This window comes from Romboutsia sp. LXY-2, assembly GCF_056171995.1.
In genome coordinates this window covers 214,121-240,152 of record NZ_JBKFGI010000004.1, presented here as the reverse complement: position 1 = coordinate 240,152, position 26,032 = coordinate 214,121, and the positions used below count along the sequence as shown (strand labels likewise).

Genomic DNA, 26,032 nt, shown 5'->3' with positions numbered 1-26,032 from the left:
AGGAGAATATGAAATTACAGGGAACGATGAAAATCAATAATAACACATTGCACATTGGGGGGGTAAGTTGCCTAGAATTAGGACAGAAATATTCAACTCCACTTTATGTATTTGATGAATATTTAGTGAGAAAAAATTGTAGAGACTATGTAAATTATTTTAAAGTAAATGAAAATAAAAACAGAGTTGCTTATGCCGGTAAAGCATTTTTACCAATTTATATGTGTAAGCTTATAGATGAAGAAGGTTTATACTTAGATGTTGTATCAGGTGGAGAATTATATACTGCAAAAAAAGCAGGTTTTCCAATGTCGAAAGTATTATTTCATGGAAATAGTAAAACAGTAGATGAAATACAAATGGGTATTAATTTTGGAGTAGGAATATTTGTAGTAGACAATTTTTATGAACTTGACTTAATAGAAAAAATTTGTAACGAATCAGGTAAGTCTCAAAATATATATTTTAGAATAACTCCAGGAATAGAAGCTCATACACATGATTATATAAAGACGGGGCAAATAGATTCAAAATTTGGTTTTGCATTAGTTAATGGAGACTTACATAATGCTGTAAATAGATTGTCAAACTATAAAAATATTAACTTAGTAGGTCTTCATGCACATATAGGATCACAAATCTTTGATGTTGAACCTTTTTTAGATGAAGTAGATATTATGATGAATTTAGTAAAAGAAATTAAGGAAGATTATAATATAGATATAAAAGAGATCGATTTAGGTGGAGGTATAGGTGTATATTACACACAAAGTGATAAACCTAAAACTATAAAAGATTTTTGTGAAGCAATAATAAATAGAGCGGATTTAACTTGTGAAAAGTTAGGAATTGATATTCCAACATTAATTATTGAGCCAGGAAGATCTATTGTTGCAAATGCGGGTAGTACACTATATACAATAGGTTCTATTAAAGATATAAAAGACATTAGAACATATGTAAGTGTAGATGGTGGAATGACAGATAATATAAGACCTTCACTCTATCAAGCAGGATATGAGTGCACTATTGTGAATAAAATTGGTCAAGATAAAATTAACCAAGTAACTGTAGCAGGTAAATGTTGTGAAAGTGGTGATATCCTAATAACTGATACAGATATTATGGATATAGAAAGTGGAGATATTTTAATTACTACTTCTACTGGTGCATATGGTTATTCTATGGCTTCGAACTATAATAAAATTCCAAAACCAGCTGTGGTTTCTGTAAAAGATGGCAAGGATACATTAATTTGTAAGAGACAAAGTTATGAAGAGATACTCAATTTGGAATTAAATTTTTAAAAAAATTTACATTTAGAATCGTAATATAATTGCGATTCTTTTTTATATTTATGGGAATATTAAATGAAAGAACTTAATGACAAAAACAATTTTTATATAATATTTTTTGATATTTTTTGCTATAATACCAACAATTGTGATAAAATCATATTAGAAAACGAGGAGGGATTTAATGAAGCAAAAAATAGTTTTAGCTATAACATTAATATCAATTCTTCTTACAGGGTGTAATTCTAAAGAGGAAAGTACTTATTCGAATGATGGTAGAGTAGCTTTAGAAAACCATCAGTACGAAGATGCAATGAAGCTTTTATCATCAGCACTTGAAGAGGATAGTGCAGATGAACACTCAAGAGCTATGTATATGCAAGCGAGAAGAATGTTAAATGCTATTGAGTATGAGGAAATAAAAAATTATGAAAAAGCAATTAAAGAACTTGAATTTATAGAGAGCATAAAAGGCGGATCATCAACAATAAAAAGTGAAGCTACTAGTAAGAAAAAAGATCTTGAAAAACTATATGATGAGCAACTTAAAGCTGAGCAACAAAGAAAAGAAGATGCAAAAAATGTTGCTAATCAAGACAAGTATAAACTAGAGCAAGAAGCTTTAGAACTTGAAAGAAAAAAACAAGAAGCTCTTGAAAAAGAAAAAGCAGAACAAGAAAAAGAAGAGCAAGAGAAAGAAGATCAAGAGAAAGAAGAAAATGATAAGACTACAGAAAATCAAAGTAACAAAGAAGATAAAAAAGAGGAAAGATTGATTGATAAATTAACAGATAAGAAACAAATTAATAATAAAAAAGATTAAGATTGTGTGTTAACTTAAAAAGAGATATTAAAAATTTAATATCTCTTTTTTGATGATTATTTTTATAAAGAATCTCTAATATGTATTCTTTTGTCAACATATTTATCAATTAATGATTTTATTACAGCTGCAATTGGAACTGATAAAAACACTCCAACTATTCCAAAGAGTGAACCAGATATTAATACAGCTGAAATTATCCAGAGTGGACTTAATCCAACCTGATCGCCCATTACTTTAGGTCCAATAAAGTTTCCATCTATTTGTTGCAATATTAAGATGAATATAGCTACCCAGATAGCTTTTACAGGACTATATATCAAAGTCATAAATATAGGAGGCGCTGCACCTATAAACGGTCCAAAATAAGGTATAATATTCGTTAAGAATATTATAAATGATAAAAACATTACATGCTCAATTCTTATTATGAATTTAAAGCCGATAAATGCCATTACACCAATAATTACTGAGTCAATAATTTTACCTATAATATAACTATAGAAAATGTCATGTGATATTTTTCCAAAATCAATAATATCTTTAGCTTTATTTTTGGAGTTAGAAGCATAAAGTATCTTTTTACATCCAAGACCAATCTTTTCTTTATCATAAAGAATATAAATCGATAAAATTACTCCCATTATTATATTAAATAATAAAGAAGTTATGCTAAGAATATAGCCAAAAGCATCTGTAGATAACTTGGTCAATAAATCAATTGTTTGATTTAAGATACCATCTAAACTTTTTTGTATATGTGGTGAGATACTTTCTAGCATCTTAGTAGAAGATATTGTTTTATTTAAAAATTCATCAAGCATCTCTAAATAATATGGAATTTCATTTATTAATTGATTTAATGTATCTAATAATGCTGGTATTAACAATTTGAATCCGAGTAATAATATAAAAAGCACAATGATATATGACAACAATATATTGATTAATCTTGGAGATTTTATTTTATTTTCAAACAACATAACAATAGGATCAAGTAGCAGTGCAAATAATATACCAAATAAAAAGGGACTTAATAGATTTGCAAGGCTTCCTATACTATCAATAAACAATGCAGGATTATCTATAAATTTATAAAAAATTATAGAAACAAAAGCAATTAAAATAAGGTGCTTAATATTTTCTTTTGAAACCATATACCCTCCTATTAATAACTAAAAGTAACTAAAATATAATTTTTTACTTAAATTCAAATTTTATTCAAAATATAAAAGTTTTCTTTTTCGCATATATGTATTATGGTATAATAATGAGATGTTCATAATCAAAATAAACAAAAATATATTTTATTTATTGAAACATGCAAAAAATTTACTAAAGAAGGTGGAATTATGAGAATTAACAAATATATTGCTACTTGCGGAATTGCATCAAGAAGAAAAGCAGAAGAAATTATATTAGCTGGTAGAGTAAAAGTTAATGGTAGCGTAGTTGAAGAACTATCTTTTAATATAGATGAAACTAAAGATATTGTTGAAGTTGATGGAAATAAAATCGGTTTGACTGAAAAACTTGTATATATAGTACTTAATAAACCAGAAGGTTATATAACAACAGTTAAAGATCAATTTGATAGACCTAGTGTATTAGATTTAGTTAGCGATATAGAAGAAAGAGTTTATCCTATAGGAAGGCTAGATTATGAAACTAGTGGTTTATTATTACTTACTAATGATGGAGACTTAACATATAAGCTTACTCATCCAAAGCATGAAGTTGATAAGACTTATATAGCGAGAGTTAAGGGAATACCGACAGCTGAAGAGATGAAACGATTTGAAAAAGGCTTAGAAATAGAAGATTATATTACTGCACCAGCAAAAATAAAATTATTAGAATATAGTAAAGAGAAAAACTTCGCTAAATGTGAAATAAAAATTCATGAGGGGAGAAACAGACAAGTTAGAAAGATGTGTAGAGCTATAAATCACCCAGTTTTAAATCTTAAAAGGATATCTGTTGGAAAGATAATTTTAAAAGGTGTTAAAATAGGTGAGTATAGACATCTTACAAATGAAGAAATCGAATATTTAAAAAGTATGTAATAGAGGTGTACAATGGTTAAAGCAAAATATCTAACTAAAATAACTGATATAAATAAATTATATTTAGAACAAATGCTTTGTAATGGAGACATAGTAGTAGATGCTACTATGGGTAATGGATATGACACAAAGTACTTAGCAGAAAAAGTTGGGCCAAAAGGGTTTGTATATAGTTTTGATGTTCAAGAAGAAGCATTAAAATCTACAGAAAAAAAATTAATAAAAGAAAACCTACAAGATAGAGTTAAATTAATACTTGATGGACATGAAAACATGGATAAGTATATAAATAAGGAAGTATCATGTGTAATCTTTAACTTAGGATATTTACCAAGAGCAAAACATCAGATTATAACAAAACCGGATACAACTCTTAAAGCAATAAAACATAGTTTAAAACTTATTAAACCACATGGTATAATAAGCATAGCTATTTATACAGGACATCCTGGTGGTGAAGAAGAGAAGAATAGTATATATGAATATATAAAAACACTAGATCAAAAAGAATTTAATGTATTAGAATCTGGGTTTGTTAACCAAATTAACAATCCACCACAACTTTTATTAATAGAGAAAAAGAAAGAATATTAAGGTCATGCATTAGCATGACTTTATATTTTGCATAAATTCTATCTTTATATGCAAAATATTATTCAATGGTAAATTTAAATTAAAGTACAATGATTTTTTTTATTACAATATGAATTAATTACTTTATGGATTAAATTATAATATTCAAAATATAATAAACTATATAATCTAACTTTATCATTTGAGTATAAAAATAATATTTTGTAGTAAAAATTAAAAGAATGATGGAAAAATATTAAAATTTTTAAAGTAATACACCAATGTTTAGATGACAAAATATAGTAGTGGATGTTATAATTGTATTGTGAATTTACTGTGTTTGAAATGTACAGAAAATTTAGAGATTTGATTGTAAAATGGTGTATACTGCTAAAAGGAGATAGTAATGGACGATATGAGAGAAATAAAAGATAGTAAGCAACTAATATCAAATATACAAGCGCAATACCCAAGGTTTAGTAAAGGTCAAAAGCTTATTGCACAGTATATTATGGCGAATTATGATAAAGTAGCATTTATGACAGCATGTAAATTAGGGGAGACAGTGGGAGTAAGTGAATCTACAGTTGTAAGATTTGCTAATGCATTAGGATATTCAGGATATCCTAAGTTACAAGCAGCTCTACAAGAGTTAATAAAAAACAAGTTAACTACAGTTCAGAGAGTTGAAATGGCAAATGAATATTCTGATGACTCAACGATACTAAATAAAGTGTTAAAAAGTGATATTGATAATATAAGAGGTACACTTGAAGGCATAGATGAAGTTGCTTTTAAAGAAGCTGCTACTAAATTATTGAAAGCAAGAAAGATATATATTTTAGGAATGAGAAGTTCATTTACTATAGCACAATATCTAGGATTTTACTTAGATATAATATTAGATAATGTTCATATAGTTCGAATGGATATGGGAGATGCCTTCGAACAAATTGTAAGAATTAATCAAGAAGACGTAATAATAGCGATAAGCTTCCCTAGATATTCTAAAAAATCGTACCAAGTATGTAGCTATGCAAAAGAAAAAGGAGCTCATATTATATCATTAACAGATAGCTTATTTGCTCCTGTTGCTTCACTTGCTAATAATACATTATTAGTTAAGAGTAATATGGCATCTTTTGTTGACTCACTAGTACCAGCACTTAGTGTGTGTAATGCACTAGTTATTTCTGTAGGTATGAAGGAAAAAGAAGAAATAAAAGAGCATTTTGATGATTTAGAAAAAATTTGGGAAAAATATTCTGTATACGAATAAGCAGATAAATTTTTATAGTTACTACTGTGAAAATTTATCTATTTCTTGCGACATAAAAATACTATATTTGCCTATGTAATAATATAAAGTATACTTATTGCATAGGTTTTTTACTATTTAAATATATCATAATATAAAAATATTAATTACATATATTAATAAAGATGTATATTAATATACAATAAAATATTTTAAGTAGGAGTATTATAATGAAGTTAACAATTTTTCTTGGTGCAGGTGCATCAGCTGCAGAAAATTCGCCTATTCAAAATGAGTTGTTTAGCGAGTATTTTAAAAATATTTCACAAAAAGATCGTTTTAGCAACATGAATAGAGAGTTATATAAGTTTTTTAAACAAATGTTTAATATAGATATTTTCAATGATGATATGAGCAAAGTTAATTTTCCAACCTTTGAAGAGGTACTTGGCCTACTTGACTTGGCCGAACAAAGAAGAGAATCTTTTAAGAATTTTGGCCTTGAAACTTTAAATAGAAGAAGTGATAGTATAAGATTTTTGAGACAATATTTGATTTTATTGATGGCACAAGCGATTTATAAAACTGCTAATACTAATAATAAATACCATAAATTGTTAATTGAAAATTTGAATAGAGAAAATCTTTTAAAGGATACCACTTTTATAAGCGCAAATTACGATATTCATATTGATAACACGATAGCAAGTGTATATAGTAAGGATAATCCTATAATGCTTGATTATGGTGTGGGATTTACTAATTTTAATGTAAAAGGAGCCTGGAATCCCCCTACTGGTAACTGTATAAAGCTTTATAAAATTCATGGTTCATTAAATTGGCTATACTGTCCAATATGTAATAGCTTAACTCTTACTCCATATGAGGGAGGAGTAATGAGGTTACTAAAAAATATGAATGAAGCTAAGTGTCTTCAGTGTGAAGAATTAACTATACCTATTATAATACCTCCTACTTACTTTAAAGATATGTCAAATGTATTTATTAGTACAGTATGGAATGAAACAGAAAAATCACTAAGAGAAACTGATGTGCTAGTATTTTGTGGATACTCTTTTCCGGATGCAGATATACATATAAAGTATATGATAAAAAGAGTGCAGACTAGTAGAAAAAAGCCTCCACTAAAGATTATTGTATTTAATAATCATATTAACAAATTGCAAGACTCTTTACTTAAGGAAGAAGATAGATATAAACGTTTTTTAGGTGAAGATGTTATATTTACAAATAATTCTTTTCAGGATTTTGCAAAGGATCCTATTAAGTATTTAAAAAACGTATGACAAATTCCTCAATTAGAAGGATATTAGCTCAAAAAATATAATTATTAAATGTATTAAGAAAAATAATCTTAGAGTAAACAAATTAAGATTATAAAAGGAGGTAGTATTTAATGATTAGGTTTGATATAAATGGAGCTATTGTAGAATTTGATGAGAATATGGATAACTATAATAGTATAAGAAAGCTATTTAGTATATATGCAAAAGATATATCAATAAACTATGAACAAATATGTTTAGAAAATATGTCTAGCAAAAAACAGTTATATGAAAAAGGCTTGAGTTTGTATGAAGAACTAATAAATGAGGCTATTAAAAAAGCAATAGAGTGTATTGTAAGTTATGGAGTTATAACTGTTGATTTTAATACTTTCAAGGAAATATATTGTAAAAAGTATTTTGATTTTCAAAGACTGTTTAATAACTTAAATAAAGAATTTTTAGCTCAATATAAAAACAAGAAGAATAATAAAATATATGAACTTAATCCATCAATAAAAATGCTTTCTAAATACGTATATAATGATTGTTTTAATATACATTTAGCTGTAGTGGATGCATTAATAGATAATGGAGTTTCTAATATTAGTACTTATTTAAATAATGAAAATATAAAAAAGTCAAATGCACTATTTAATAACTATAAAGATGGATTTATAACAAAACCAGATGAATGTAAGGTGGTAAAGCAGATAATATTACTAAATCCTTACAGGCAAGATGTTTATGAGTTTTTAATTAAGGAAGATGGCGATTTTAGCAATGAAGTAGAACAATTAACTGAGTATCTAGGATATGATATAAAGCAATATAAGGCGATTTTAATGGATATATATATTAAAGAATTAGTTGAAAATAAAGTTGATGATATCGAATTAGCTAAAGAAAAACTAAAAAAATACTCTAAATACATAGGTTGTAGAGATATAGATGTTTATATGGCTAGAATTGATTCAATCTTTTCATTTGAAAGTGCATAAATTAAATATTTATAAGTAAAATAAAATACTGATATAAAGTAAAGCTGTCCCAAATATGGGACAGCTAATATATTTTTAAAGGCTAATCTATATAATATAAAGTATCATCAATAAATAAATCTTCACAGTATCCTTTTTTATCGCTTATTATTATATCATCATTATACTCTTCATATATAATATCCGTGTCTAATAAAATTTCATCAGAAGAGACAAACTCCATAAAAGATAAAAGTTCAGCGACTCTATTTTTCTTTTCATAATTCCTTTTTAGTTTCAGATATTTTTTCATATCAACACCTCAGAATATATATTCAACACAATATATATTATATTAGAAATCATAAAAAAGATTACTATAATTAACATAAAAAAGTATAAGAATATAGAGGCATAAAATTATAATATTATAATTTTATGCCTCTATAACCAATTATATTTAACCAATAACAGTAAGTTCTTTAGAAAGTTTGTTTAATATTTCGTGTCCATCTTCAGTCACTAAAACTAGGTCTTCTATTCTTACACCAAATTCACCAGGTAGATATATGCCAGGCTCAACTGAGAAGATCATGCCAGGTTTTAATACATCTGTATTAATTGATGATACATCACCCATGTCATGAGTTTCTATTCCGATTGAATGACCTGTTCTATGAGTGAAATACTTACCATAACCTTTTTCAGTTATATAGTCTCTAGCAGCAGCATCAATATCACAGAATCTAACTCCTGGTTTAATTAATGAAATAGCTCTTTTATTAGCTTCTAAAACTATATTATAAATTTCTCTACCTTTATCAGATACTTCTTTATAAAATACTGTTCTTGTCATATCTGAGCAATAGTTATCTTTTACACAACCCATATCAAGTACAACAGCATCTCCAGGTTTTATCTTAGAATCACTTGGTTTAGCATGTGGGTCTGCACCATTTGCACCATAACCAACTATAGTAGGGAATGAGTGACCATCAGCTCCAAGCTCTTCATATATTTTAGAAGACTCAGATGCCATTTGCTTCTCAGTTAAATCTTTAAGTAAAGCCTTTTGCATTTTCTCCATTGCTAAATCGTTTAAAGAAGAAGCTTCTCTCATAAGATCTTTTTCTTCATCATCTTTACACATTCTTAATGTATCTATTATGTAAGAAGAATTTACAAATTTGCTTCCTCCATTTAACTCCATTAGACGTAATAAAAATCTAGCAGGCCAATTTTTATCTACTCCCATAGTTGAATTTTTATCAACAAAATCAACTATTAGTTTTATGCCATCTTGAGTGTCATTAAACCAAATTTTTTCTATGCCAAGGTCTTCATGAACAGGGAATAATTCATTAATAAATAGTTTGTGGTTTCCGTTAATGTTTAGATAAAGAGCTAATAGTCTTTCTCCTGGATGTATATTTTTTCCTGTTAAATAAAATATTGCATTAGGATCTGTAACAAGCATTTGAACTATATTATCTTCGTTCATTTTACTTAATACAGCTTCTAATCTGTTTAATTTCATAAAATCAACTCCTTATGTATATGAATTTGTTGTAATGTAAAAGTATAACATTAGTATACCATATAAGAAAAAGATTAATAAACAAGTAGAAATTTATAGTGAATGAAAAATATAAAAAAGGCTAAAGTTTTATTTTAATCAGCAGGTAAAGTAATAGTAAGATAAGTAATGTAAAAATAAGCTGTGATATATATAAGTAACAAATATAGAAATATGGATTAATGGTACATACGATTTATGGTGTAGGATTTAGATTAGCAGATGTAAGTGGATCAAGTTATCATAATATAGATAGTATTAAAGTATAACTATATAAAGATAGACTACTATGTTTAAAATAATGAAATGTAAAAGAAATCAATTAATACTGCTTCTTTTTTATACTATAAATAATAAAAAAAGTTATAAAATATTTATTTATTGTTAATTTAAAAAAATATTATTAAAAATGCATAAATAAATTTGTAATATTGTTAAAGAGTAATGGAAATAATTATATTGATATTAGAAAAATTTAAGTAAAAGGAGAAATTTTATGGCTAAGGTAATGAAAACTATTGATGGTAATACTGCTGCTGCTCATGTTGCGTATGCATTTACTGATGTTGCGGCAATATTTCCAATAACGCCTTCTTCTAATATGGCTGAATCTGTAGATGAATGGGCAGCCCAGGGAAGAAAAAATATATTTGGACAAAAAGTTAGCGTCGTTGAAATGCAATCAGAAGCTGGAGCTGCTGGTGCTTTCCATGGTTCTCTTCAAGCAGGAGCACTAACAACAACATTTACAGCTTCACAAGGTTTATTACTTATGATACCTAATATGTACAAGGTATCTGGTGAATTGCTTCCCGGAGTATTTCATGTAAGTGCTAGAGCCTTAGCATCAGCAGCTTTATCGATATTTGGAGATCATCAAGATGTAATGGCCGCAAGACAAACTGGATGTGTTATGCTTTGTTCAGGTTCTGTTCAAGAAGTTGCAGATATAGCACCAGTAGCTCACTTAGCTGCAATAAAAGGAAGATTGCCATTCCTACATTTCTTTGATGGATTTAGAACTTCTCACGAAATACAAAAAATAGAAGTTCTAGAGTATGACGATTATTCAAAGTTAATTGACCAAGAAGCATTAAATAAGTTTAGAGAGAGAGCTTTATCACCATCTCATCCTGTCACAAGAGGTACAGCTCAAAATCCTGATATATACTTCCAAACAAGAGAAGCTTCTAATAAGTTCTATGAAGAAATAGTACCTGTAGTAGAAGAATATATGAGTGAAATGGCTAAACTAACAGGAAGAAATCATGGACTATTCAATTATTACGGAGCAAGCGATGCAAAACATGTTTTAGTTGCTATGGGATCAGTTACGGAAACAATAGAAGAAACGATAGATGAATTAAACTCCAAAGGTGGAAAATATGGTTTAGTTAAAGTACATTTATATAGACCGTTTTCAATAAAGCATTTCTTAGATTCTATGCCAAGTAGTGTAGAAAGAATATGCGTAATGGATAGGACTAAAGAGCCCGGATGTATAGGAGAACCATTATATCTGGACGTACGCTCTGTGTACTACAATAATGATAAAGCGCCTATGATTATAGGCGGAAGATATGGATTAGGATCAAAAGATGTTACTCCTGCAAGTATAAAAGCAGTTTATGATAATTTAATATCGGATAATCCTAAGAACTTATTTACAGTTGGAATTAATGATGATGTAACAAATACATCTATAGATGTTGATTTAAATTATAAATTAACACATAAAGGTACTATTAACTGTAAATTCTGGGGACTAGGTTCAGATGGTACTGTTGGTGCTAATAAGCAAGCAATAAAAATTATAGGTGATCATACAAAAAAATATGCACAAGCTTATTTTGCATATGATTCTAAAAAATCTGGTGGTATTACAATGTCACATTTAAGATTTGGGGATGAGCCTATAAGATCTACATACTTAATAGATAATGCAGATTATATAGCTTGTCATAATCAATCTTATGTAAATCAATATGATTTACTGAAAGGTCTAAAAAAAGGTGGTATATTTGTACTTAACACTATATGGAATGAAAGTGAGTTAGAAGAACATATACCTGCTAGAATGAAAAAGTTTATGTCAGAAAATAATATAGAGTTCTATACTGTAAATGCTACTAACATAGCACAAAAAATTGGTCTTGGAAACAGAATTAATATGATTATGCAGTCTGCATTCTTTAAGCTAGCAAACATTATACCAGAAGAAGAAGCTATAGAGTACTTAAAGGACTCTATACAAAAAGCCTATGGCAAAAAAGGTGAGAAAGTCGTTAATTTAAACTATGAGGCAGTAGAGCAAGGGAGAAATGCGCTTGTTAAAATAAATATACCATCATCATGGTCAAATGCAGCTGATGCACAAAAAGAAAGTGTTGAAGAACCTGAATTTATTAAAAATATTGTTAGACCAATAAATGCACAAGAAGGAGATAGCTTAGCTGTAAGTGCATTTAATGGAGTCGAAGATGGTACTTTCCCTGCGGGTACTGCAGCATATGAAAAGAGAGGTATTGCAGTAAACGTACCAGAATGGATATTAGAAAACTGTATACAATGTAATCAATGTGCATATATATGCCCTCATGCTACTATAAGACCATTTTTATTAAATGAAGAAGAAGTAGCTAAGGCACCAGATACTTTTGAAACTAAAAAAGCAATTGGTAAAGGTTTAGATGGGCTTCAATATAGAATGCAAGTAGCAACTATGGATTGTACAGGTTGTGGAAACTGTGCAGATATATGTCCTGCTAAGGAGAAAGCTTTAGTAATGAAACCACTTAATACTCAAACAGAAAAAGAAATTCCAAACTGGGAATATGCAGTAAAAGAGGTTTCGTATAAAGGTGACTTAGTAGTTGGTAAGACAGTGAAAGACTCACAATTTAAAACACCACTTATAGAATTCTCAGGTGCTTGTGCAGGTTGTGGAGAAACACCATACATTAAATTGGTAACACAATTATTTGGAGATAGAATGATGATAGCTAATGCCACTGGTTGTTCTTCAATTTGGGGAGGATCTGCTCCATCAACTCCATATACTATCAATCATGAAAATAGAGGTCCAGCATGGGCAAACTCATTATTTGAAGATAATGCAGAGTTTGGTTATGGTATGTATCTTGCTGTAAGACAAATGAGAGATAAACTAGTAGATATAATGAATCAGTTAATATCAACTGAAGAATTATCAAATTATAAAGATGTATTCCAAAATTGGATAAATACAAAAGACGATGGAGAAGCCTCTATATCTTCAAGTAAAGCTGTAATAGAAACAATAGAAAATATTAATAGTAATAATAGTGAGACTTCTAAATTGTTACAAGAGCTTAAATCTTATTCGGATTACCTAATTAAGAGATCACAATGGATATTAGGTGGAGATGGATGGGCTTACGATATAGGCTATGGAGGACTTGATCATGTACTTGCTTCTGGAGAGAATGTAAATGTGTTAGTATTTGATACAGAGATATATTCTAATACTGGAGGTCAAGCTTCAAAATCAACTCCTGTTGCAGCGATGGCTAAATTTGCAGCAAGCGGTAAAAAATCTAAGAAAAAAGATTTAGGTATGATGGCTATGTCTTATGGTAATGTATATGTTGCACAAGTTGGAATGGGTGCGGACAAAAATCAATTAATAAAGGCTGTTATAGAGGCTGAAAACTATGATGGACCATCATTAATAATAGCATACTCTCCATGTATTTCTCATGGATTAAAAGAAGGTATGGGTAGAAGTATCGCTAATGAAGATCAAGCGGTAAAATGTGGATATTGGCATCTATACAGATATAATCCAACATTAAAAGAACAAGGAAAAAATCCATTTACTCTTGATTCTAAAGAACCTACAGCTAGCTTTAAAGACTTTATAATGAACCAAGTTAGATATTCAGCTATAGCTAAGCAATATCCAGATGAAGCTGAAGAGTTATTTGGATTAGCTGAAAAATACTCTAAAGAAAGATATGAAAATTACAAAAGACTTTCTGAACAACAGATGTAATTAGTTTATCTTTATTTATATAAGTTCCTAATTGATAAAATAAATGTCAATTAGGAACATTTTTCTTATCATTAAATTATAATACATTAGATACCTAGATAATAAATAAAACTATAATTACTTATTAATATAAGTATAAACATTTAATAGGAGGCACAAATATGGCAAATCAACCTGCTAATCCAAATGCAAAAAAAGCATTAAATCAAATGAAGCTTGAAATAGCTAGTGAAGTAGGAGTACCTACTAGTAATATAGAAGGAGCTGAAAATACTGCCTATGAGAATGGAGTTATAGGCGGAAGAGTCGGTGGACAAATGAGTAAGCGACTTGTTGAAATGGGTGAAGAAGCATTAATAAGAGAATATAATAATAAAAATAAATAATACAAACTATAAAACATATAAAAGTTATTCTAAATACTTTTGTATGTTTTATTTTTGTACAAATGACAATGAGAAATATAATGAAAATATGGTAAATATTACAACGACACTCAAATGACAACCTTCGACAAAATACACGGATTGTGTATTATATAATGTAGCTGTGGAAGTAAGTATAGATCGTATATTTAAACATAACGAAATATACTTTCAAGATTACGAATATTATTACCATTAGATAACATTATGGAGGGGAAGCAATTGAGTAGTATAGCAGTTGATAGAGAAGAGGTTTTATTAGGTTTAGACACAAAATGTCCCAAATGTAAAATAGATTTTGAGTATATTAAATCTATTGCAAATTCAGATTATTATTACTGCAGTAAGTGTGAGTATAACAAAATAGTTGTAAAAAAACATATGGTTTTTGATGAAATATTAAAAAGTATACAAAATTACTTTACAGAAATAATAAATAGGAGAATAGAGTATCTTAAAATAGACTTATTAAAAAAAGAAGATAGTATATGTCTAAAAGTAAATAATGAAGAAATTAAAAAAATAAAAATGTATACTGATTTTACAAATAAAGATATAAAAGGTTTGATAAACACTATAGAATACTTAATAGATGACTATTTTGGTGAAGGAACTTTAAAATCAAATATTAGTATCGTAATATAAAATAAATAATAAGGTGCTTAGCAATAGTCTAGGCACCTTATTATTATAAAAAAATAGTTCTAAATGTTAGTGTTAATAAATAAACAGATGATTAAAGGAATAACACTTGAAATCTTCGGAAAATGATGATATTTTTAAGTGAGTTAGTAAAATGGAAAATTAAAAAAAGGGGGAAATATGAAAAAAATATTAAATAGAAATCAACTTGTAGACCTAGCATATTTAGTTGCTGGTTGCTTTATATTCGGTTACGCAGTTACTGCAATCCTTCAACCTTCAGGACTTGCAACTAGTGGGTTTACAGGTTTATCAATAATTCTTGAGCAAGTTACAGGAATAAGATACACTTACTTTTATTATGCGTTCACAATTGTGACAGGAGCTATTGCATACGTTTGTTTAGGTAAGAAAGAAGTAGCAAAGATATTGTTCGTATCTCTATTATACTCTAATATATTATTAATCTTAGATATGATGAACTTAAAGTTTTTCTCAACTGATCCGATCCTTTGTACAATATACTATGGTGTATTTGCAGGGGTAGGTCTTGGATTAATTTTAAGAAGAGGATATACATTAGGTGGGACAGATACACTGTCTAAAATACTTAAAAATAAAGTTTTTAAATTCTTTACAATAAATCAAGTAATGATGGTAATAGATGGACTTATAATAACATTTTCTTTTGTTACATTTGGGGGAGAGGTCGCACTATATTCTATATTAAACCACTTCCTTGTAATTAGAGTTATAAATTATATAATGTATGAATTTGGGACTACTCTATATAAAATAGAAGTAATTTCTTCTCATTATGAATTAATATCAGAATACATTTTAGATATGGGAAGAGGAGTAACTCTTTATGAGGTTACAGGTGCTTATACTGGTGAAAAGAAAATTAAATTATCAAGCGTTATTTCTCCTAAACAGTCTATTTTAATAAAATCAAAAATTGCAGAGATAGATCCAACAGCATTTGTTATGATAAATCCTATTTTATCTGTGTATGCACCTACTGGTAAAAGATTCTTAAAGATAGAAGATTATAAAGCGTAACAAGAGCTAAGTTAAAGCATAGTATATAATATGGGAGTAGTTTATTGAGGAAGCGGAGGTATTATTATGAAGCCGTTATATTTAGATGGAGTAGAAATTAATACTAAAGAAGAACTTCATACTTTTATTAAAAATAAATTACAAGATGAACACAATATAGACTTAAATGCTTTATTAGAAGATGATTTAAGAAGGGGGAAGAAAAAGAAACCACCAGAAAACAATGGGCCAATGCATGTACATCTAAAATTTATGTTCCCTTTTAAATTGGAACTTCATTCTGGAGGGAGCCAAATGATATTAGGTGTATTAGTTGATAAACATGGCCATCCTATAAGAAATGCAATAGTAGATTTTCATATTTCTGACTATGATTTAGGCAATTTAAGTTTTAGCCCTGCTATAAGTTTTGGTGATGGATCATTTTTTACAACCTTTAAGGCAGAATGTCCAGGAGAAGGATGCTTAATAGTTACTGCACATGGAACAGATTTAAGAAAAGAGATACCTATTAAGGTATGTTAAATATTTATATAAAATATAGAAAAAGACTATAGCAAAAGCTATAGTCTTTTATTGATTATATAACATTATATAAAAGTAACTCTACAAAATAAATATTTAAATTGATTTATATGTGCAATATTTAGCTGAAAAATACTTATTAGTTCCTATGCAATAGAAATCAGTAGTTTTTGAATATACAGAGTAAACTTCACCTTTCTTTACTGCTGCCTCTATACTATAATTTGTACTTGGACCACTTCTAATATTTGAAACATCCGCAGTTACAGTAGCCTTACCTATTATATGTGGTGTTGTATTTCCATCTAAAGAGTTATAATAGTTTTGAATATGTTGAGCCCATGTTATATTATGTTTTGTTAAATATGTTACAGGATCTTTATGAGTTGTTACGCCTAAGAAGTTAGTAACATCTTTATGAGCCCATACTGTACCAGTACCATCTTTTACAGCAATAGTAACTCCTAATTTTCTGGTAAAAAGTATTTTAGCCAAAATAAATCAATAAGAATCATATGCCATTTTAAATTTAGATTCATCATTATGCATATAAAGCTCAACATGAATAAATCTAGGATTAGCTATGGGACCTGCACCATATGCTATATAATCAGTAGGTGCTACTTGTAGTATTTTCAGGTTGATTATTTCCTACTCCTACAAAATAATCAACAAAAGCATTATTGTAGGTTCTACTTTCGTAATTTCTTTCAGATGTTGGAGTATCAGAGCCATCTCCACTTCCAGAATATGTATAATGACAAACAACGCCTTTATAGGCACCTTTTCCATTACGGAAAGTTGTTGTTGGTAAACCTGGTATTAGATTTACTTTTATAAGTAATCCTCCTTGAGGGTAAACTTGTATCATTATAATATATGTTCATTTATATTAAAAGGTTATGGAATTTGTATTAAATTGTAAATAAAACAAAAAAGACCTACAAAAGATAGGTCTTTAAGAAAGGATTTCATACTAATAATCTTTATATTTAGTAATATCTTCTTTCTTCTTTTCTTTTTTTCTTTCTATTATCTTAACAATTAGTAATATAAGACTTCCTATAAAAGCGAGTGCATAAATTCCCATAATAACATAAAAAATTGTAGACATTATGCAATTGTAACTGCTGTGCCATAAGCTAATATTTCTGCAGCTCCTTGCATTACACCAACAGACTGAAGTCTAAATCCTATTATTGCATTAGCACCTTTTTTTTCAGCATCTTCAACCATACGACCTATAGCTATTTGACGAGCTTCTGTTAACATTTCATTATAACCAGTAAGTTCACCACCTACTAACCCTTTAAAACTTGCCCCTATATCTTTACCTAAGTGTTTTGACTGTATAGTTGATCCTTTTACGTATCCAAATACATCTAAAATCTCCTTACCTGGCACTGCATCAGTTGTAACAATTAACATGGAAATATCCTCCTATAAAAAAATAAGCTAATAATAATTAATAATTTATCTAAATTGTAACACTTATATATTGATTTATCTAGGTATTATATTAATATATTTTAATTACAATATACGAGCAAATAAGATACCATTTAGAATATATTTCATCGAAGCTTCAAAATATTTTTATGATATAATAGATTTAATTAATATATATAGGAGATGGGAATGGAGAATATAAAAAATATAATTTTTGACTATGATGGTACAATTCATGAAAGTATAAAAATTTACGCACCAGCTTTTAGAAAAGCTAATAAATATCTATTTGAAAATGGCTATACTGATAAAAAAGAATATACTGATAAAGAAATAAGTATTTGGTTAGGTTATAGTAGTAAAGACATGTGGAATAACTTTATGCCAAATTTACCTGAAGAAGAAAAAATAAATTGTAGTGTTATTATAGGAAAAGAAATGTTAAATAATATTAATAGCAATAAAGCTATGCTTTATGATGGGGCTATAGAAACATTAAAAAATTTGAAATCTAAAAATTATAATTTGATTTTTCTAAGCAATTGTAAAATTCAATACATGGAAGCTCATATATGCAAGTTTAAATTAGATAAATATTTTGATGAGTTTTATTGCACTGAAGAATACAATTTTTTACCTAAGTATGAAATATTTAAAGATATAAAGGAAAAACATGAAGGCGAATTTTTAGTTGTAGGAGATAGATTACAAGATATTGAAATAGCAACTGTGCATAATTTAAAATCTATAGGCTGTAATTATGGATATGGCGATGAAAGTGAGTTGTTAAAATCAGACTTTAAGATCAATCGTATAGTTCAGTTAATGGATATATTATAATTCAAACTAAAATATAATAACTTATACTTAATATATCAGGAATTTTAAATATAGCTATTTAATTAAATAGCTATATTTTTTTGAATGTATCTTACAGTATCATCAATATTATTAAAAACTTTTTTAGGAATAATTAATCTTTCAATTCCTTGATGAAAATAATTTGAATCGAACACTTTGTCAACTTTAATTTCTATAGCATCACTAAAGAGATTAACATAAATACATTTTGTATATTTTGTAAAGCACTTAAAGATTACAATTTTATTGTTTGTTGCTCTAACGATCCTAAACCCACCTAGTTCTAGTTTAGCTTTTAAATAATCAATAAAATTATTCATATATAATTTCTCCTTATAATTGTTATAAGGATATTATTGACAATTTAATTACTTATTATATCTACGTAAATATAAACTTTAATAGAAAATACTGAAAATATATTATAGGTTTATAATATTTTAGGTAATTTAGTTACCTTGACTTCACTTACTAACCATTAGGTATGTACTTGTGTTCTATTTAATGCTTAGTTATAATTATTAATGTAAGTAATTGGAAAACTATGGGGGGATAAATATGGGAAAATCTAAAGTATATTTTTCTAACTTAAGAGCAACATCCAATATGAATTTGCTACAGAAGTTAGAAAGGCTAGTTAAGAAAGCAGGAATAGAGGACATTGATTTTAAAGAAAAGTTTGCTGCAATAAAAATACACTTTGGGGAACCTGGCAACTTAGCATATTTAAGACCAAATTACTCAAAGGTAATTGTAGATTTAATAAAAGCACAAGGTGGTAAACCATTTTTAACAGACTGTAATACTCTTTATGTAGGTAGGAGAAAAAATGCCCTAGAGCATTTAGATGCTGCTTATGAAAATGGATATAACCCTTTCACAACAGGTTGTCAATTAATAATAGCTGATGGTCTAAAAGGAACAGATGAAGCATTAGTTAAAGTTCCAAACGGGGAATATGTTACAGAAGCTAAAATAGGTCAAGCAATAATGGATGCTGATATATTTATTACGATGAATCACTTTAAAGGGCATGAATCTACTGGATTTGGTGGTGCACTAAAAAATATTGGTATGGGATGTGGCTCTAGGGCTGGGAAAATGGAAATGCACTGTAGCGGTAAACCTGTAGTGAAGGAAAAAAAATGTGTATCTTGTGGTGCATGTAAAAAAATATGCGCACATAATGCAATATCATTTAATGAAGATAAAAAAGCAAATATAAATCATGATAGATGCGTTGGCTGTGGAAGATGTCTTGGTACGTGTAATTTTGATGCGATTACAAATCCAAACTTTGGAGCTAATGATATATTAAATAAAAAAATAGCGGAATACTCATATGCAGTATTAAATGGAAGACCTCATTTCCATATAAGCTTTGTAGTAGATGTTTCGCCTTACTGTGATTGTCACGCTGAAAATGATCTTCCAATAATCCCAGATGTAGGAATGTTTGCATCTTTTGACCCAGTGGCTTTAGATATGGCATGTGTGGATGTAGCAAATAAGCAGTCAGTTATACAAGGAAGTTATTTATCTGAAAGAGATCATCATACACATGATCATTTTATAAATACTCATCCAGAAACAAATTGGGAAGTATGTATAGACCATAGTGTAAGCCTTGGTTTAGGAAGTAAAGAATACGAATTAATAGAAGTTTAATATTGTTTAAAATAAGAAATCCTAATTATATATTTTGATAATTAGGATTTTTTATATACTATCTATTAATTAATTATTAGTTTATAAAATTTAATAAATATTCTTTTAAGAACTTAGCAATAAGATTGCATATTGAATAATATAATATTATTTGAGTAATTACTATATTATGTTATTATATTAATGAATATTTTATTTGTTTTTATAAAGATTCTTTTAATCAAAACTAATAAAATTTATAAATCACGAGAATTAAATCGAAGGAGAACATTATGGAAAATCAATTAATAAAGAAAGAAAATATACATATAATAGCATCAAGTTTTTCTGATATTTTAACAAGAAGTTCAAGCTATAGTGATTTTCATGAGAAAATCGTTGAAAGTAATATAGAGTATAGTGATCAGAAAGTATATGAAGTAGTATCAAGCGGATTTTTTGATTTTAATCAACATTTATATGAAGATATCAATCACATGAATTCTATAAGTACTGGATTATATGTAGAGATGTCTTTAGTTACATATAGAGTGTTTTTATGGAGCTCTGCGGGAGAAGGATTTGAAATATTTAAACATGTTTTACGTGGAGAAGAAATAAACAACTTAAATTCTAAAGATAATATTAAAGAATTTTTATATACTCATTTAAATGAAATAGAAAAAGGTATAGTTCAGACATATAATGAAGAGCCAATAAAAAGCTTTGAAGAATTTGGTCATGGCATAGAAAAGAAACAACTTCCATTAAATAGTATTCTTCAATATTTAAGTTTAGATAATAATATAAATGATTTTAGATAATTAAGATAAAGTTTCTTTCATTGTAAATTAATGGTATAATATGCTATATTATGGAATATTAAATAACATATTAGTAAATTATTAGATAAAAATGGGGGAATAATATTGGAGAAGAAGAAAAATGAATTAATTGATCCTTTACTAAATAAAGGTACAGTATACAAATTAGAGTGTGAGAAATGTAAATCATTAAGTATTCAAATAACACAAAATAAAGAACCGGATTTATTTTGTCTTGATTGCGGTGGAAACTGTAAAGTTAAATAATTACGAAAGATAACAAATATTTTATTAAAAATATTTGTTATTTTTTTATAAAAATAGTAAATGATATATACAATTATATAAAAAGCATGCTATAATACGAATATAATTTGATAAAACTCGTATATTTATCGGTAATATGGTCCGAAAGTTTCTACCTACTAACCATTAATTAGTAGACTACGAGGTAATGTGTTTAAAGTATTTAAATATATTAATATTTTTAATATATTTATATTTTGTTACCTACACCTCGATGTTTAATCGAGGTGTTTTTTAATTTAATAAAAATGGGAGAGTAAATTATGATGACAGAGAAAAAAAGACAACAAAGTAACTTGGTATACAGGTGCGATGATAATCCAAGTTTACCGACAAAATTATTACTTGGCTTACAGCATATATTTGCAGCATTCGGGGGAATTATTGTAGTACCACTTGTAATATCTAGTGCTTTAGGGCTAGACGCTCAAGCATCTACATCAGTTATGAGTGCCTCAATACTAGCGGCTGGAATTGCAACAATCATCCAAGCAAGAGGTTTAGGAAAAGTAGGAGCACAGGTAGCATGTATTATGGGAACTGACTTTACTTTTGTATCACCATCTATATCAGTAGGATCAGTATTAGGCTTACCAGGAATAATAGGAGCAACTATATTAGGAGCTTTCTTTGAAATTATATTAAGTTATTTTATAAAGCCACTAATGAAGTTATTTCCACCTATTGTTACTGGAACAGTTGTATGTTTAATAGGATTAACATTATTACCTGTAGCTATGGACTGGGCAGCTGGTGGAGTTGGAGCTAGTGATTATGGTAGCTTACAAAATATATCAATAGCTATGTTTGTAATGATATTAACATTATTACTAAACAGATATGGTAAAGGACTATTAAGTAGTGCATCTATACTAATAGGAATGATAATAGGATATATAATATGTATACCTTTTGGGTTAGTTGATTTCTCATCATTAAATGGAGTAAGTTTTATAGCAATTCCTAAAATATTTGAATATGGTGTTACATTTGATATTAAGGCTCTTATAGCATTTTTACCAGCTTACTTTGTAACAACTATTGAAACAGTAGGATGTTTAAAGGCTATTGGAGAAGTTTCAGAAGTGGATATGGACGATAAAAGGGTAGGTTCTGGTGTATTAGCAGATGGTGTTGGTAGTGTAATAGGCGGAGTAGTTGGTGCATTTCCAAATACATCATTTAGCCAAAATGTTGGTCTTATACCTTTAACAAAGGTTGCAAGTAAACATGTTGCAATAATGGCAGGAGTAATGTTATTAGTTCTTGGATTTTTCCCTCAATTTGCTGCACTAATAAATACAATACCTCAACCAGTATTAGGTGGTGTTGGTATAGTTATGTTTGGAACAGTGGCAGCTGCAGGAATAAAGACTTTAAGTTCAGTTGATATAAATGATAAGAATTTATTAATAATAGCTACATCAATAGGATTAGGATTAGGGATTACATTTAGACCGGATTTCATATCTCAGCTTCCAGAAGGATTAAAGATGATATTCTCATCTGGAATATCAACTGGTACTATTGTAGCTTTAGTACTTAATATTGTTTTAAATAGAGAATTAAAAGAATCTAAAAATGAAGAATGTAAAAAAATAGCATAAATTCTAAAATGTCCTCATAGTGTTAAGCTATGAGGATTTATTTTTTTTATCAAATAAAATCATATAAAGGAAATTACCGGCAATGAGTAGAAATACTTATAGATACTTTGATAGAGAGGTAATAAAATGATAAAAAACTATTTAGAACTAAATAAAACTGAATGCATTAATTTACATAAATTTATAAATAGAAATGACATATTAAAAAAAACTTTTGATGAAATGGATAAACAAATGAAATCTGAACTTTATGACTATGGAAATGGCTCACTATTAATGATAAAAAATAATGAAGTAGTAGGTAAAACATCAGTTATACTAAAAGATATAATAAATACAAAGATTTGTTATATAGTAGGTCTAGATTTATTAGAAAATATAAAAAATGATACTAATGTTATTATTGATATAATATGTAAAAGTCATGAAATTGGGCTGAAATACGGCGCAAATGAAGTGTATTTTGGAACTAATGATGAAAGATTAGTAGGTATATTACAGAATGCAGGAATTAGGCATGAACATTTAGCTTTAGTAATGAAGTTAAATGATAATAAAGAAGTAGAGTTACCTTTTAATATTAGAAAGTTAACTAATGAAAATAAATTAATATACAAAGATCTTTATAATAATATATTTAAAGAAGTACCACATGGAGCAACCATCAGTGACAATTGGCTTAATTACAACATTGAGTTTAAAAAGGATAATAATAATTATTACATTGTAAGTGATATAAATAATAAAGATATAGGTATATTAGATACAAGTATAAAAAATAAAATAGGAACTTTTGATATAGGTATAGCTAAAGAATACAGAAATATGGGTTATGGAAAGAAAATCTTAGATACAGCAATAAATGTTTTACAACAAAATAGTGAAGTGGAAGAGATAAATTTAATAGTAGTTAGTAAAAATAGAAATGCTTATGATATGTATATGAAGAGAGGTTTTGTACATAAAAAGATTTATAGTTATTGGTATAAAACAGAAGACTTTTTTATCGAAAAAATAGTATAAATATTTAAAATAAATATAGACTTAATAAAAACATTATTACACAATATATTAGGAATTAATAGATAAAATAAGAGCAATATATAAACAAGAAATCTTTATTGTCAAACTATAGGAGATAAAAATATGGAAAATAAAGTTTTTAATAATGATTTTATATATAGACTAATATTTTATTTTTTAGGGGCTATAATTATAGCACTTGGTGTTGCATTTACAATAGTATCAAACTTTGGAACTGGTGCTTGGGATGCAGTTAGTACTGGATTGTATGAGAGATTTGGATTATCAGTAGGAACTTGGGTTAATATTATAGCAGTTTTTTTAGTAATACTAAGTGGCATCATCATAATGAAAACACCCAGAATTACAACTTTAATAACATCTTTAATCATAGGTACTTTTATTGATATTTGGTTAATGGTTGTAACTATTAGAATTGAAACGTTTATAATGAGATTTCTTACTTCTATAATAGGAATTATTATTATTTCTTTTGGTGTATCGATGTATTTAGTATCAAATTTACCTCCAAGCCCAATTGATTATTTTATGGTATGTATTAAGAAGAAATTTAATATTTCTTATAGCATAGCAAAAATATTTGCTGAAGGAGTAGGTATAATTATAGCTTTATTAATTGGAGGCCCAATTGGTATAGGAACAATTATGATATTATTGTTTATGGGATACATAATAGATTTCTTTCTAAAATATACTAATAAAAGTTTTGATTATTTAACAAGGAGCATAAATAAAAAATAAGAAGGCTAAGAATAGCCTTCTTATTTTTTATGCTATTATATAAGTTTTAATCATAATATTTAAAAACTATCTCCATGTTTGAAAGCATTTTGTTTATTTTCTTGGTTAATTTATAATTTTTATTTTCTATAAAAATCAAGCTTATCGCCTGCCATAAAATGACAGTAGCGCTTGTATCTAAAATACCAGAAAAAAATGTATCACCTACATAATTCTGAACAAAAGACCACATTGTAAAAAATATAAATGACATTCCAATATAATAAAATACTCTTTTTCTTCCTATAACACTTATTTTCTGGTCTAACTCTATTTTAGATTTATAAAAATAAGAGACACCTTCTTTTACTAAAAGTTCTATTTTCTCATCAAAAATATTATTTGGAAGAGAAACAATTAAACTTAAGTTAGCTTCATCTATGTTTTCAATATCTTCTACGTTTTCTATATCTTTTATACTTTCTCTAATAAAAGTATCTAAGTCATCACTTAATAGTCTATTATTAATAGGGCTATTGTCAAAATCATAAAATAAATTTGTATAATAGTCAAATTTTACTGATATAGTGTGTTTATTTATCATAGTAACTTATATAATCTCCTAATATATTTTTACTTTTATACTTGTAAAATTCCCCGAAATAACAAATCTATGTGTAAAATTTGTTAGAGTATATCCTAATATGTAACTATTATGAAAATCATACATATATATATAATAAGAATAAAATTGGGGGTTATATATATGTCAAAAAAAATGTCTGAAATTTCAACTTCAAATAAAAAAAACAGTAATAGCTTAAAAAAAAAATCAAGTAAATTAAACAAAAATAATAAATTAAATAGCAAAAATAAGAAGAAAACAAATAATGAATTTAATACTCAGTTAAAAAAATTATTAATAGATCAGTTAATTAGTAAACTAAAATAAGTAAAAAGCCTAGGCCCTAGCTTAGGCTTTTTCTACGTGTAAGTAAATTAATCTTATTAAAAAAGAATAGTAATACAA

28 protein-coding genes and 1 riboswitch are annotated in these 26,032 nt (G+C 27.6%); of the genes, 20 read left to right on the top strand and 8 right to left on the bottom strand.

Annotated elements, in window-relative coordinates; translation table 11 throughout:
* Positions 1 to 8: 8 nt before the first annotated feature.
* Positions 9 to 1,307 carry a diaminopimelate decarboxylase gene (gene lysA, locus ACI48P_RS09490; protein WP_475215075.1) on the top strand — a complete coding sequence of 433 codons (1,299 nt, stop codon included), beginning with the start codon at positions 9 to 11 and terminating at the stop codon, positions 1,305 to 1,307.
* Between the two features lie 172 nt (positions 1,308 to 1,479).
* Entirely contained in the window at positions 1,480 to 2,118 is a 639-nt protein-coding gene (locus ACI48P_RS09485; protein WP_475215074.1) for a hypothetical protein, read from the top strand.
* A gap of 62 nt (positions 2,119 to 2,180) precedes the next feature.
* On the opposite strand, the gene ACI48P_RS09480 is transcribed toward ACI48P_RS09485, so the two are convergent.
* The gene (locus ACI48P_RS09480; RefSeq protein ID WP_475215073.1) at positions 2,181 to 3,275 is read right to left on the bottom strand and encodes an AI-2E family transporter; all 1,095 of its coding nucleotides are present in this window, start codon (positions 3,273 to 3,275) and stop codon (positions 2,181 to 2,183) included.
* Positions 3,276 to 3,470: 195 nt separating this feature from the next.
* Between ACI48P_RS09480 and ACI48P_RS09475 the strand changes: the two genes are divergently transcribed.
* The 5 genes from ACI48P_RS09475 (at position 3,471) to ACI48P_RS09455 (ending at position 8,302) form a co-directional block, all read left to right on the top strand.
* The gene (locus tag ACI48P_RS09475) at positions 3,471 to 4,184 is read left to right on the top strand and encodes a pseudouridine synthase (RefSeq protein WP_475215072.1); all 714 of its coding nucleotides are present in this window, start codon (positions 3,471 to 3,473) and stop codon (positions 4,182 to 4,184) included.
* A 12-nt stretch (positions 4,185 to 4,196) separates the two neighbouring features.
* Positions 4,197 to 4,778, top strand: a complete 582-nt coding sequence (gene mnmM, locus ACI48P_RS09470; RefSeq protein ID WP_475215071.1) for a tRNA 5-(aminomethyl)-2-thiouridylate-methyltransferase MnmM — start codon at positions 4,197 to 4,199, stop codon at positions 4,776 to 4,778.
* Positions 4,779 to 5,163: 385 nt separating this feature from the next.
* Complete coding sequence (locus ACI48P_RS09465) at positions 5,164 to 6,036, top strand: MurR/RpiR family transcriptional regulator (protein ID WP_475215070.1); 873 nt, start codon at positions 5,164 to 5,166, stop codon at positions 6,034 to 6,036.
* 209 nt (positions 6,037 to 6,245) lie between these two features.
* Positions 6,246 to 7,322 (top strand): SIR2 family protein, encoded by a 1,077-nt coding sequence (locus ACI48P_RS09460; protein WP_475215069.1) that lies wholly within the window; start codon positions 6,246 to 6,248, stop codon positions 7,320 to 7,322.
* A gap of 110 nt (positions 7,323 to 7,432) precedes the next feature.
* A complete protein-coding gene (locus tag ACI48P_RS09455) occupies positions 7,433 to 8,302 on the top strand; it encodes a kinase (RefSeq protein ID WP_475215068.1) in 870 nt (289 codons plus the stop codon).
* Between the two features lie 82 nt (positions 8,303 to 8,384).
* On the opposite strand, the gene ACI48P_RS09450 is transcribed toward ACI48P_RS09455, so the two are convergent.
* Both ACI48P_RS09450 and ACI48P_RS09445 read right to left on the bottom strand, forming a co-directional pair.
* A complete protein-coding gene (locus ACI48P_RS09450; protein WP_475215067.1) occupies positions 8,385 to 8,594 on the bottom strand; it encodes a hypothetical protein in 210 nt (69 codons plus the stop codon).
* 147 nt (positions 8,595 to 8,741) lie between these two features.
* Complete coding sequence (locus ACI48P_RS09445; RefSeq protein WP_475215066.1) at positions 8,742 to 9,818, bottom strand: M24 family metallopeptidase; 1,077 nt, start codon at positions 9,816 to 9,818, stop codon at positions 8,742 to 8,744.
* Between the two features lie 535 nt (positions 9,819 to 10,353).
* Here ACI48P_RS09445 and nifJ point away from each other — a divergent pair.
* The 5 genes from nifJ (at position 10,354) to ACI48P_RS09420 (ending at position 16,544) form a co-directional block, all read left to right on the top strand.
* Positions 10,354 to 13,890 carry a pyruvate:ferredoxin (flavodoxin) oxidoreductase gene (gene nifJ, locus ACI48P_RS09440; RefSeq protein ID WP_475215065.1) on the top strand — a complete coding sequence of 1,179 codons (3,537 nt, stop codon included), beginning with the start codon at positions 10,354 to 10,356 and terminating at the stop codon, positions 13,888 to 13,890.
* A gap of 161 nt (positions 13,891 to 14,051) precedes the next feature.
* Positions 14,052 to 14,276 (top strand): small, acid-soluble spore protein, alpha/beta type, encoded by a 225-nt coding sequence (locus tag ACI48P_RS09435; RefSeq protein ID WP_475215064.1) that lies wholly within the window; start codon positions 14,052 to 14,054, stop codon positions 14,274 to 14,276.
* 261 nt (positions 14,277 to 14,537) lie between these two features.
* Positions 14,538 to 14,960: a hypothetical protein gene (locus tag ACI48P_RS09430; protein ID WP_475215063.1), complete on the top strand. Its 423-nt coding sequence runs from the start codon at positions 14,538 to 14,540 to the stop codon at positions 14,958 to 14,960.
* A gap of 177 nt (positions 14,961 to 15,137) precedes the next feature.
* The gene (locus tag ACI48P_RS09425; RefSeq protein WP_475215062.1) at positions 15,138 to 16,019 is read left to right on the top strand and encodes a YitT family protein; all 882 of its coding nucleotides are present in this window, start codon (positions 15,138 to 15,140) and stop codon (positions 16,017 to 16,019) included.
* Positions 16,020 to 16,085: 66 nt separating this feature from the next.
* Positions 16,086 to 16,544, top strand: coding sequence for a hypothetical protein (locus ACI48P_RS09420; protein WP_475215061.1), 459 nt, complete (start codon positions 16,086 to 16,088; stop codon positions 16,542 to 16,544).
* Between the two features lie 96 nt (positions 16,545 to 16,640).
* Here the strand turns inward: ACI48P_RS09420 and ACI48P_RS09415 are convergent, their stop codons facing one another.
* From ACI48P_RS09415 to ACI48P_RS09405, 3 genes are all read right to left on the bottom strand, one after another.
* Positions 16,641 to 17,039: an SH3 domain-containing protein gene (locus tag ACI48P_RS09415; RefSeq protein WP_475215060.1), complete on the bottom strand. Its 399-nt coding sequence runs from the start codon at positions 17,037 to 17,039 to the stop codon at positions 16,641 to 16,643.
* Between the two features lie 115 nt (positions 17,040 to 17,154).
* On the bottom strand, positions 17,155 to 17,415 hold the full coding sequence (locus tag ACI48P_RS09410) for a hypothetical protein (protein ID WP_475215059.1): 261 nt from the start codon (positions 17,413 to 17,415) through the stop codon (positions 17,155 to 17,157).
* A 242-nt stretch (positions 17,416 to 17,657) separates the two neighbouring features.
* Entirely contained in the window at positions 17,658 to 17,972 is a 315-nt protein-coding gene (locus ACI48P_RS09405; protein ID WP_475215058.1) for a heavy metal-binding domain-containing protein, read from the bottom strand.
* Positions 17,973 to 18,182: 210 nt separating this feature from the next.
* Here ACI48P_RS09405 and ACI48P_RS09400 point away from each other — a divergent pair, with 210 nt between their 5' ends.
* Positions 18,183 to 18,833, top strand: coding sequence for an HAD family hydrolase (locus ACI48P_RS09400; protein WP_475215057.1), 651 nt, complete (start codon positions 18,183 to 18,185; stop codon positions 18,831 to 18,833).
* Between the two features lie 62 nt (positions 18,834 to 18,895).
* On the opposite strand, the gene ACI48P_RS09395 is transcribed toward ACI48P_RS09400, so the two are convergent.
* Complete coding sequence (locus ACI48P_RS09395) at positions 18,896 to 19,174, bottom strand: hypothetical protein (protein WP_475215056.1); 279 nt, start codon at positions 19,172 to 19,174, stop codon at positions 18,896 to 18,898.
* Between the two features lie 238 nt (positions 19,175 to 19,412).
* Here ACI48P_RS09395 and ACI48P_RS09390 point away from each other — a divergent pair, with 238 nt between their 5' ends.
* From ACI48P_RS09390 to ACI48P_RS09365, 6 genes are all read left to right on the top strand, one after another.
* On the top strand, positions 19,413 to 20,522 hold the full coding sequence (locus ACI48P_RS09390; RefSeq protein WP_475215055.1) for a DUF362 domain-containing protein: 1,110 nt from the start codon (positions 19,413 to 19,415) through the stop codon (positions 20,520 to 20,522).
* 272 nt (positions 20,523 to 20,794) lie between these two features.
* A complete protein-coding gene (locus ACI48P_RS09385) occupies positions 20,795 to 21,325 on the top strand; it encodes a hypothetical protein (protein WP_475215054.1) in 531 nt (176 codons plus the stop codon).
* Positions 21,326 to 21,430: 105 nt separating this feature from the next.
* Positions 21,431 to 21,592: a hypothetical protein gene (locus ACI48P_RS09380; RefSeq protein WP_475215053.1), complete on the top strand. Its 162-nt coding sequence runs from the start codon at positions 21,431 to 21,433 to the stop codon at positions 21,590 to 21,592.
* 97 nt (positions 21,593 to 21,689) lie between these two features.
* A riboswitch (purine riboswitch) is annotated at positions 21,690 to 21,792 on the top strand.
* Positions 21,793 to 21,894: 102 nt separating this feature from the next.
* On the top strand, positions 21,895 to 23,238 hold the full coding sequence (locus ACI48P_RS09375) for a nucleobase:cation symporter-2 family protein (protein WP_475215052.1): 1,344 nt from the start codon (positions 21,895 to 21,897) through the stop codon (positions 23,236 to 23,238).
* 126 nt (positions 23,239 to 23,364) lie between these two features.
* Positions 23,365 to 24,261 (top strand): GNAT family N-acetyltransferase, encoded by an 897-nt coding sequence (locus ACI48P_RS09370; RefSeq protein WP_475215051.1) that lies wholly within the window; start codon positions 23,365 to 23,367, stop codon positions 24,259 to 24,261.
* Between the two features lie 123 nt (positions 24,262 to 24,384).
* On the top strand, positions 24,385 to 25,023 hold the full coding sequence (locus tag ACI48P_RS09365) for a YczE/YyaS/YitT family protein (protein ID WP_475215050.1): 639 nt from the start codon (positions 24,385 to 24,387) through the stop codon (positions 25,021 to 25,023).
* 46 nt (positions 25,024 to 25,069) lie between these two features.
* Here the strand turns inward: ACI48P_RS09365 and ACI48P_RS09360 are convergent, their stop codons facing one another.
* Positions 25,070 to 25,606 (bottom strand): hypothetical protein, encoded by a 537-nt coding sequence (locus ACI48P_RS09360; RefSeq protein ID WP_475215049.1) that lies wholly within the window; start codon positions 25,604 to 25,606, stop codon positions 25,070 to 25,072.
* 162 nt (positions 25,607 to 25,768) lie between these two features.
* Between ACI48P_RS09360 and ACI48P_RS09355 the strand changes: the two genes are divergently transcribed.
* Complete coding sequence (locus ACI48P_RS09355) at positions 25,769 to 25,954, top strand: hypothetical protein (protein ID WP_475215048.1); 186 nt, start codon at positions 25,769 to 25,771, stop codon at positions 25,952 to 25,954.
* The last annotated feature ends 78 nt before the right edge of the window (positions 25,955 to 26,032 follow it).

Excerpts from the sequence above, each read along its gene's own strand:
- lysA (WP_475215075.1), top strand. The coding sequence starts at position 9 with ATGAAATTACAGGGAACGATGAAAATCAATAATAACACATTGCACATT.
- ACI48P_RS09485 (WP_475215074.1), top strand. The coding sequence starts at position 1,480 with ATGAAGCAAAAAATAGTTTTAGCTATAACATTAATATCAATTCTTCTT.
- ACI48P_RS09480 (WP_475215073.1), bottom strand. The coding sequence starts at position 3,275 with ATGGTTTCAAAAGAAAATATTAAGCACCTTATTTTAATTGCTTTTGTT.
- ACI48P_RS09475 (WP_475215072.1), top strand. The coding sequence starts at position 3,471 with ATGAGAATTAACAAATATATTGCTACTTGCGGAATTGCATCAAGAAGA.
- mnmM (WP_475215071.1), top strand. The coding sequence starts at position 4,197 with ATGGTTAAAGCAAAATATCTAACTAAAATAACTGATATAAATAAATTA.
- ACI48P_RS09465 (WP_475215070.1), top strand. The coding sequence starts at position 5,164 with ATGGACGATATGAGAGAAATAAAAGATAGTAAGCAACTAATATCAAAT.
- ACI48P_RS09460 (WP_475215069.1), top strand. The coding sequence starts at position 6,246 with ATGAAGTTAACAATTTTTCTTGGTGCAGGTGCATCAGCTGCAGAAAAT.
- ACI48P_RS09455 (WP_475215068.1), top strand. The coding sequence starts at position 7,433 with ATGATTAGGTTTGATATAAATGGAGCTATTGTAGAATTTGATGAGAAT.
- ACI48P_RS09450 (WP_475215067.1), bottom strand. The coding sequence starts at position 8,594 with ATGAAAAAATATCTGAAACTAAAAAGGAATTATGAAAAGAAAAATAGA.
- ACI48P_RS09445 (WP_475215066.1), bottom strand. The coding sequence starts at position 9,818 with ATGAAATTAAACAGATTAGAAGCTGTATTAAGTAAAATGAACGAAGAT.
- nifJ (WP_475215065.1), top strand. The coding sequence starts at position 10,354 with ATGGCTAAGGTAATGAAAACTATTGATGGTAATACTGCTGCTGCTCAT.
- ACI48P_RS09435 (WP_475215064.1), top strand. The coding sequence starts at position 14,052 with ATGGCAAATCAACCTGCTAATCCAAATGCAAAAAAAGCATTAAATCAA.
- ACI48P_RS09425 (WP_475215062.1), top strand. The coding sequence starts at position 15,138 with ATGAAAAAAATATTAAATAGAAATCAACTTGTAGACCTAGCATATTTA.
- ACI48P_RS09420 (WP_475215061.1), top strand. The coding sequence starts at position 16,086 with ATGAAGCCGTTATATTTAGATGGAGTAGAAATTAATACTAAAGAAGAA.
- ACI48P_RS09410 (WP_475215059.1), bottom strand. The coding sequence starts at position 17,415 with ATGATACAAGTTTACCCTCAAGGAGGATTACTTATAAAAGTAAATCTA.
- ACI48P_RS09405 (WP_475215058.1), bottom strand. The coding sequence starts at position 17,972 with ATGTTAATTGTTACAACTGATGCAGTGCCAGGTAAGGAGATTTTAGAT.
- ACI48P_RS09400 (WP_475215057.1), top strand. The coding sequence starts at position 18,183 with ATGGAGAATATAAAAAATATAATTTTTGACTATGATGGTACAATTCAT.
- ACI48P_RS09395 (WP_475215056.1), bottom strand. The coding sequence starts at position 19,174 with ATGAATAATTTTATTGATTATTTAAAAGCTAAACTAGAACTAGGTGGG.
- ACI48P_RS09390 (WP_475215055.1), top strand. The coding sequence starts at position 19,413 with ATGGGAAAATCTAAAGTATATTTTTCTAACTTAAGAGCAACATCCAAT.
- ACI48P_RS09385 (WP_475215054.1), top strand. The coding sequence starts at position 20,795 with ATGGAAAATCAATTAATAAAGAAAGAAAATATACATATAATAGCATCA.
- ACI48P_RS09375 (WP_475215052.1), top strand. The coding sequence starts at position 21,895 with ATGATGACAGAGAAAAAAAGACAACAAAGTAACTTGGTATACAGGTGC.
- ACI48P_RS09370 (WP_475215051.1), top strand. The coding sequence starts at position 23,365 with ATGATAAAAAACTATTTAGAACTAAATAAAACTGAATGCATTAATTTA.
- ACI48P_RS09365 (WP_475215050.1), top strand. The coding sequence starts at position 24,385 with ATGGAAAATAAAGTTTTTAATAATGATTTTATATATAGACTAATATTT.
- ACI48P_RS09360 (WP_475215049.1), bottom strand. The coding sequence starts at position 25,606 with ATGATAAATAAACACACTATATCAGTAAAATTTGACTATTATACAAAT.
- ACI48P_RS09355 (WP_475215048.1), top strand. The coding sequence starts at position 25,769 with ATGTCAAAAAAAATGTCTGAAATTTCAACTTCAAATAAAAAAAACAGT.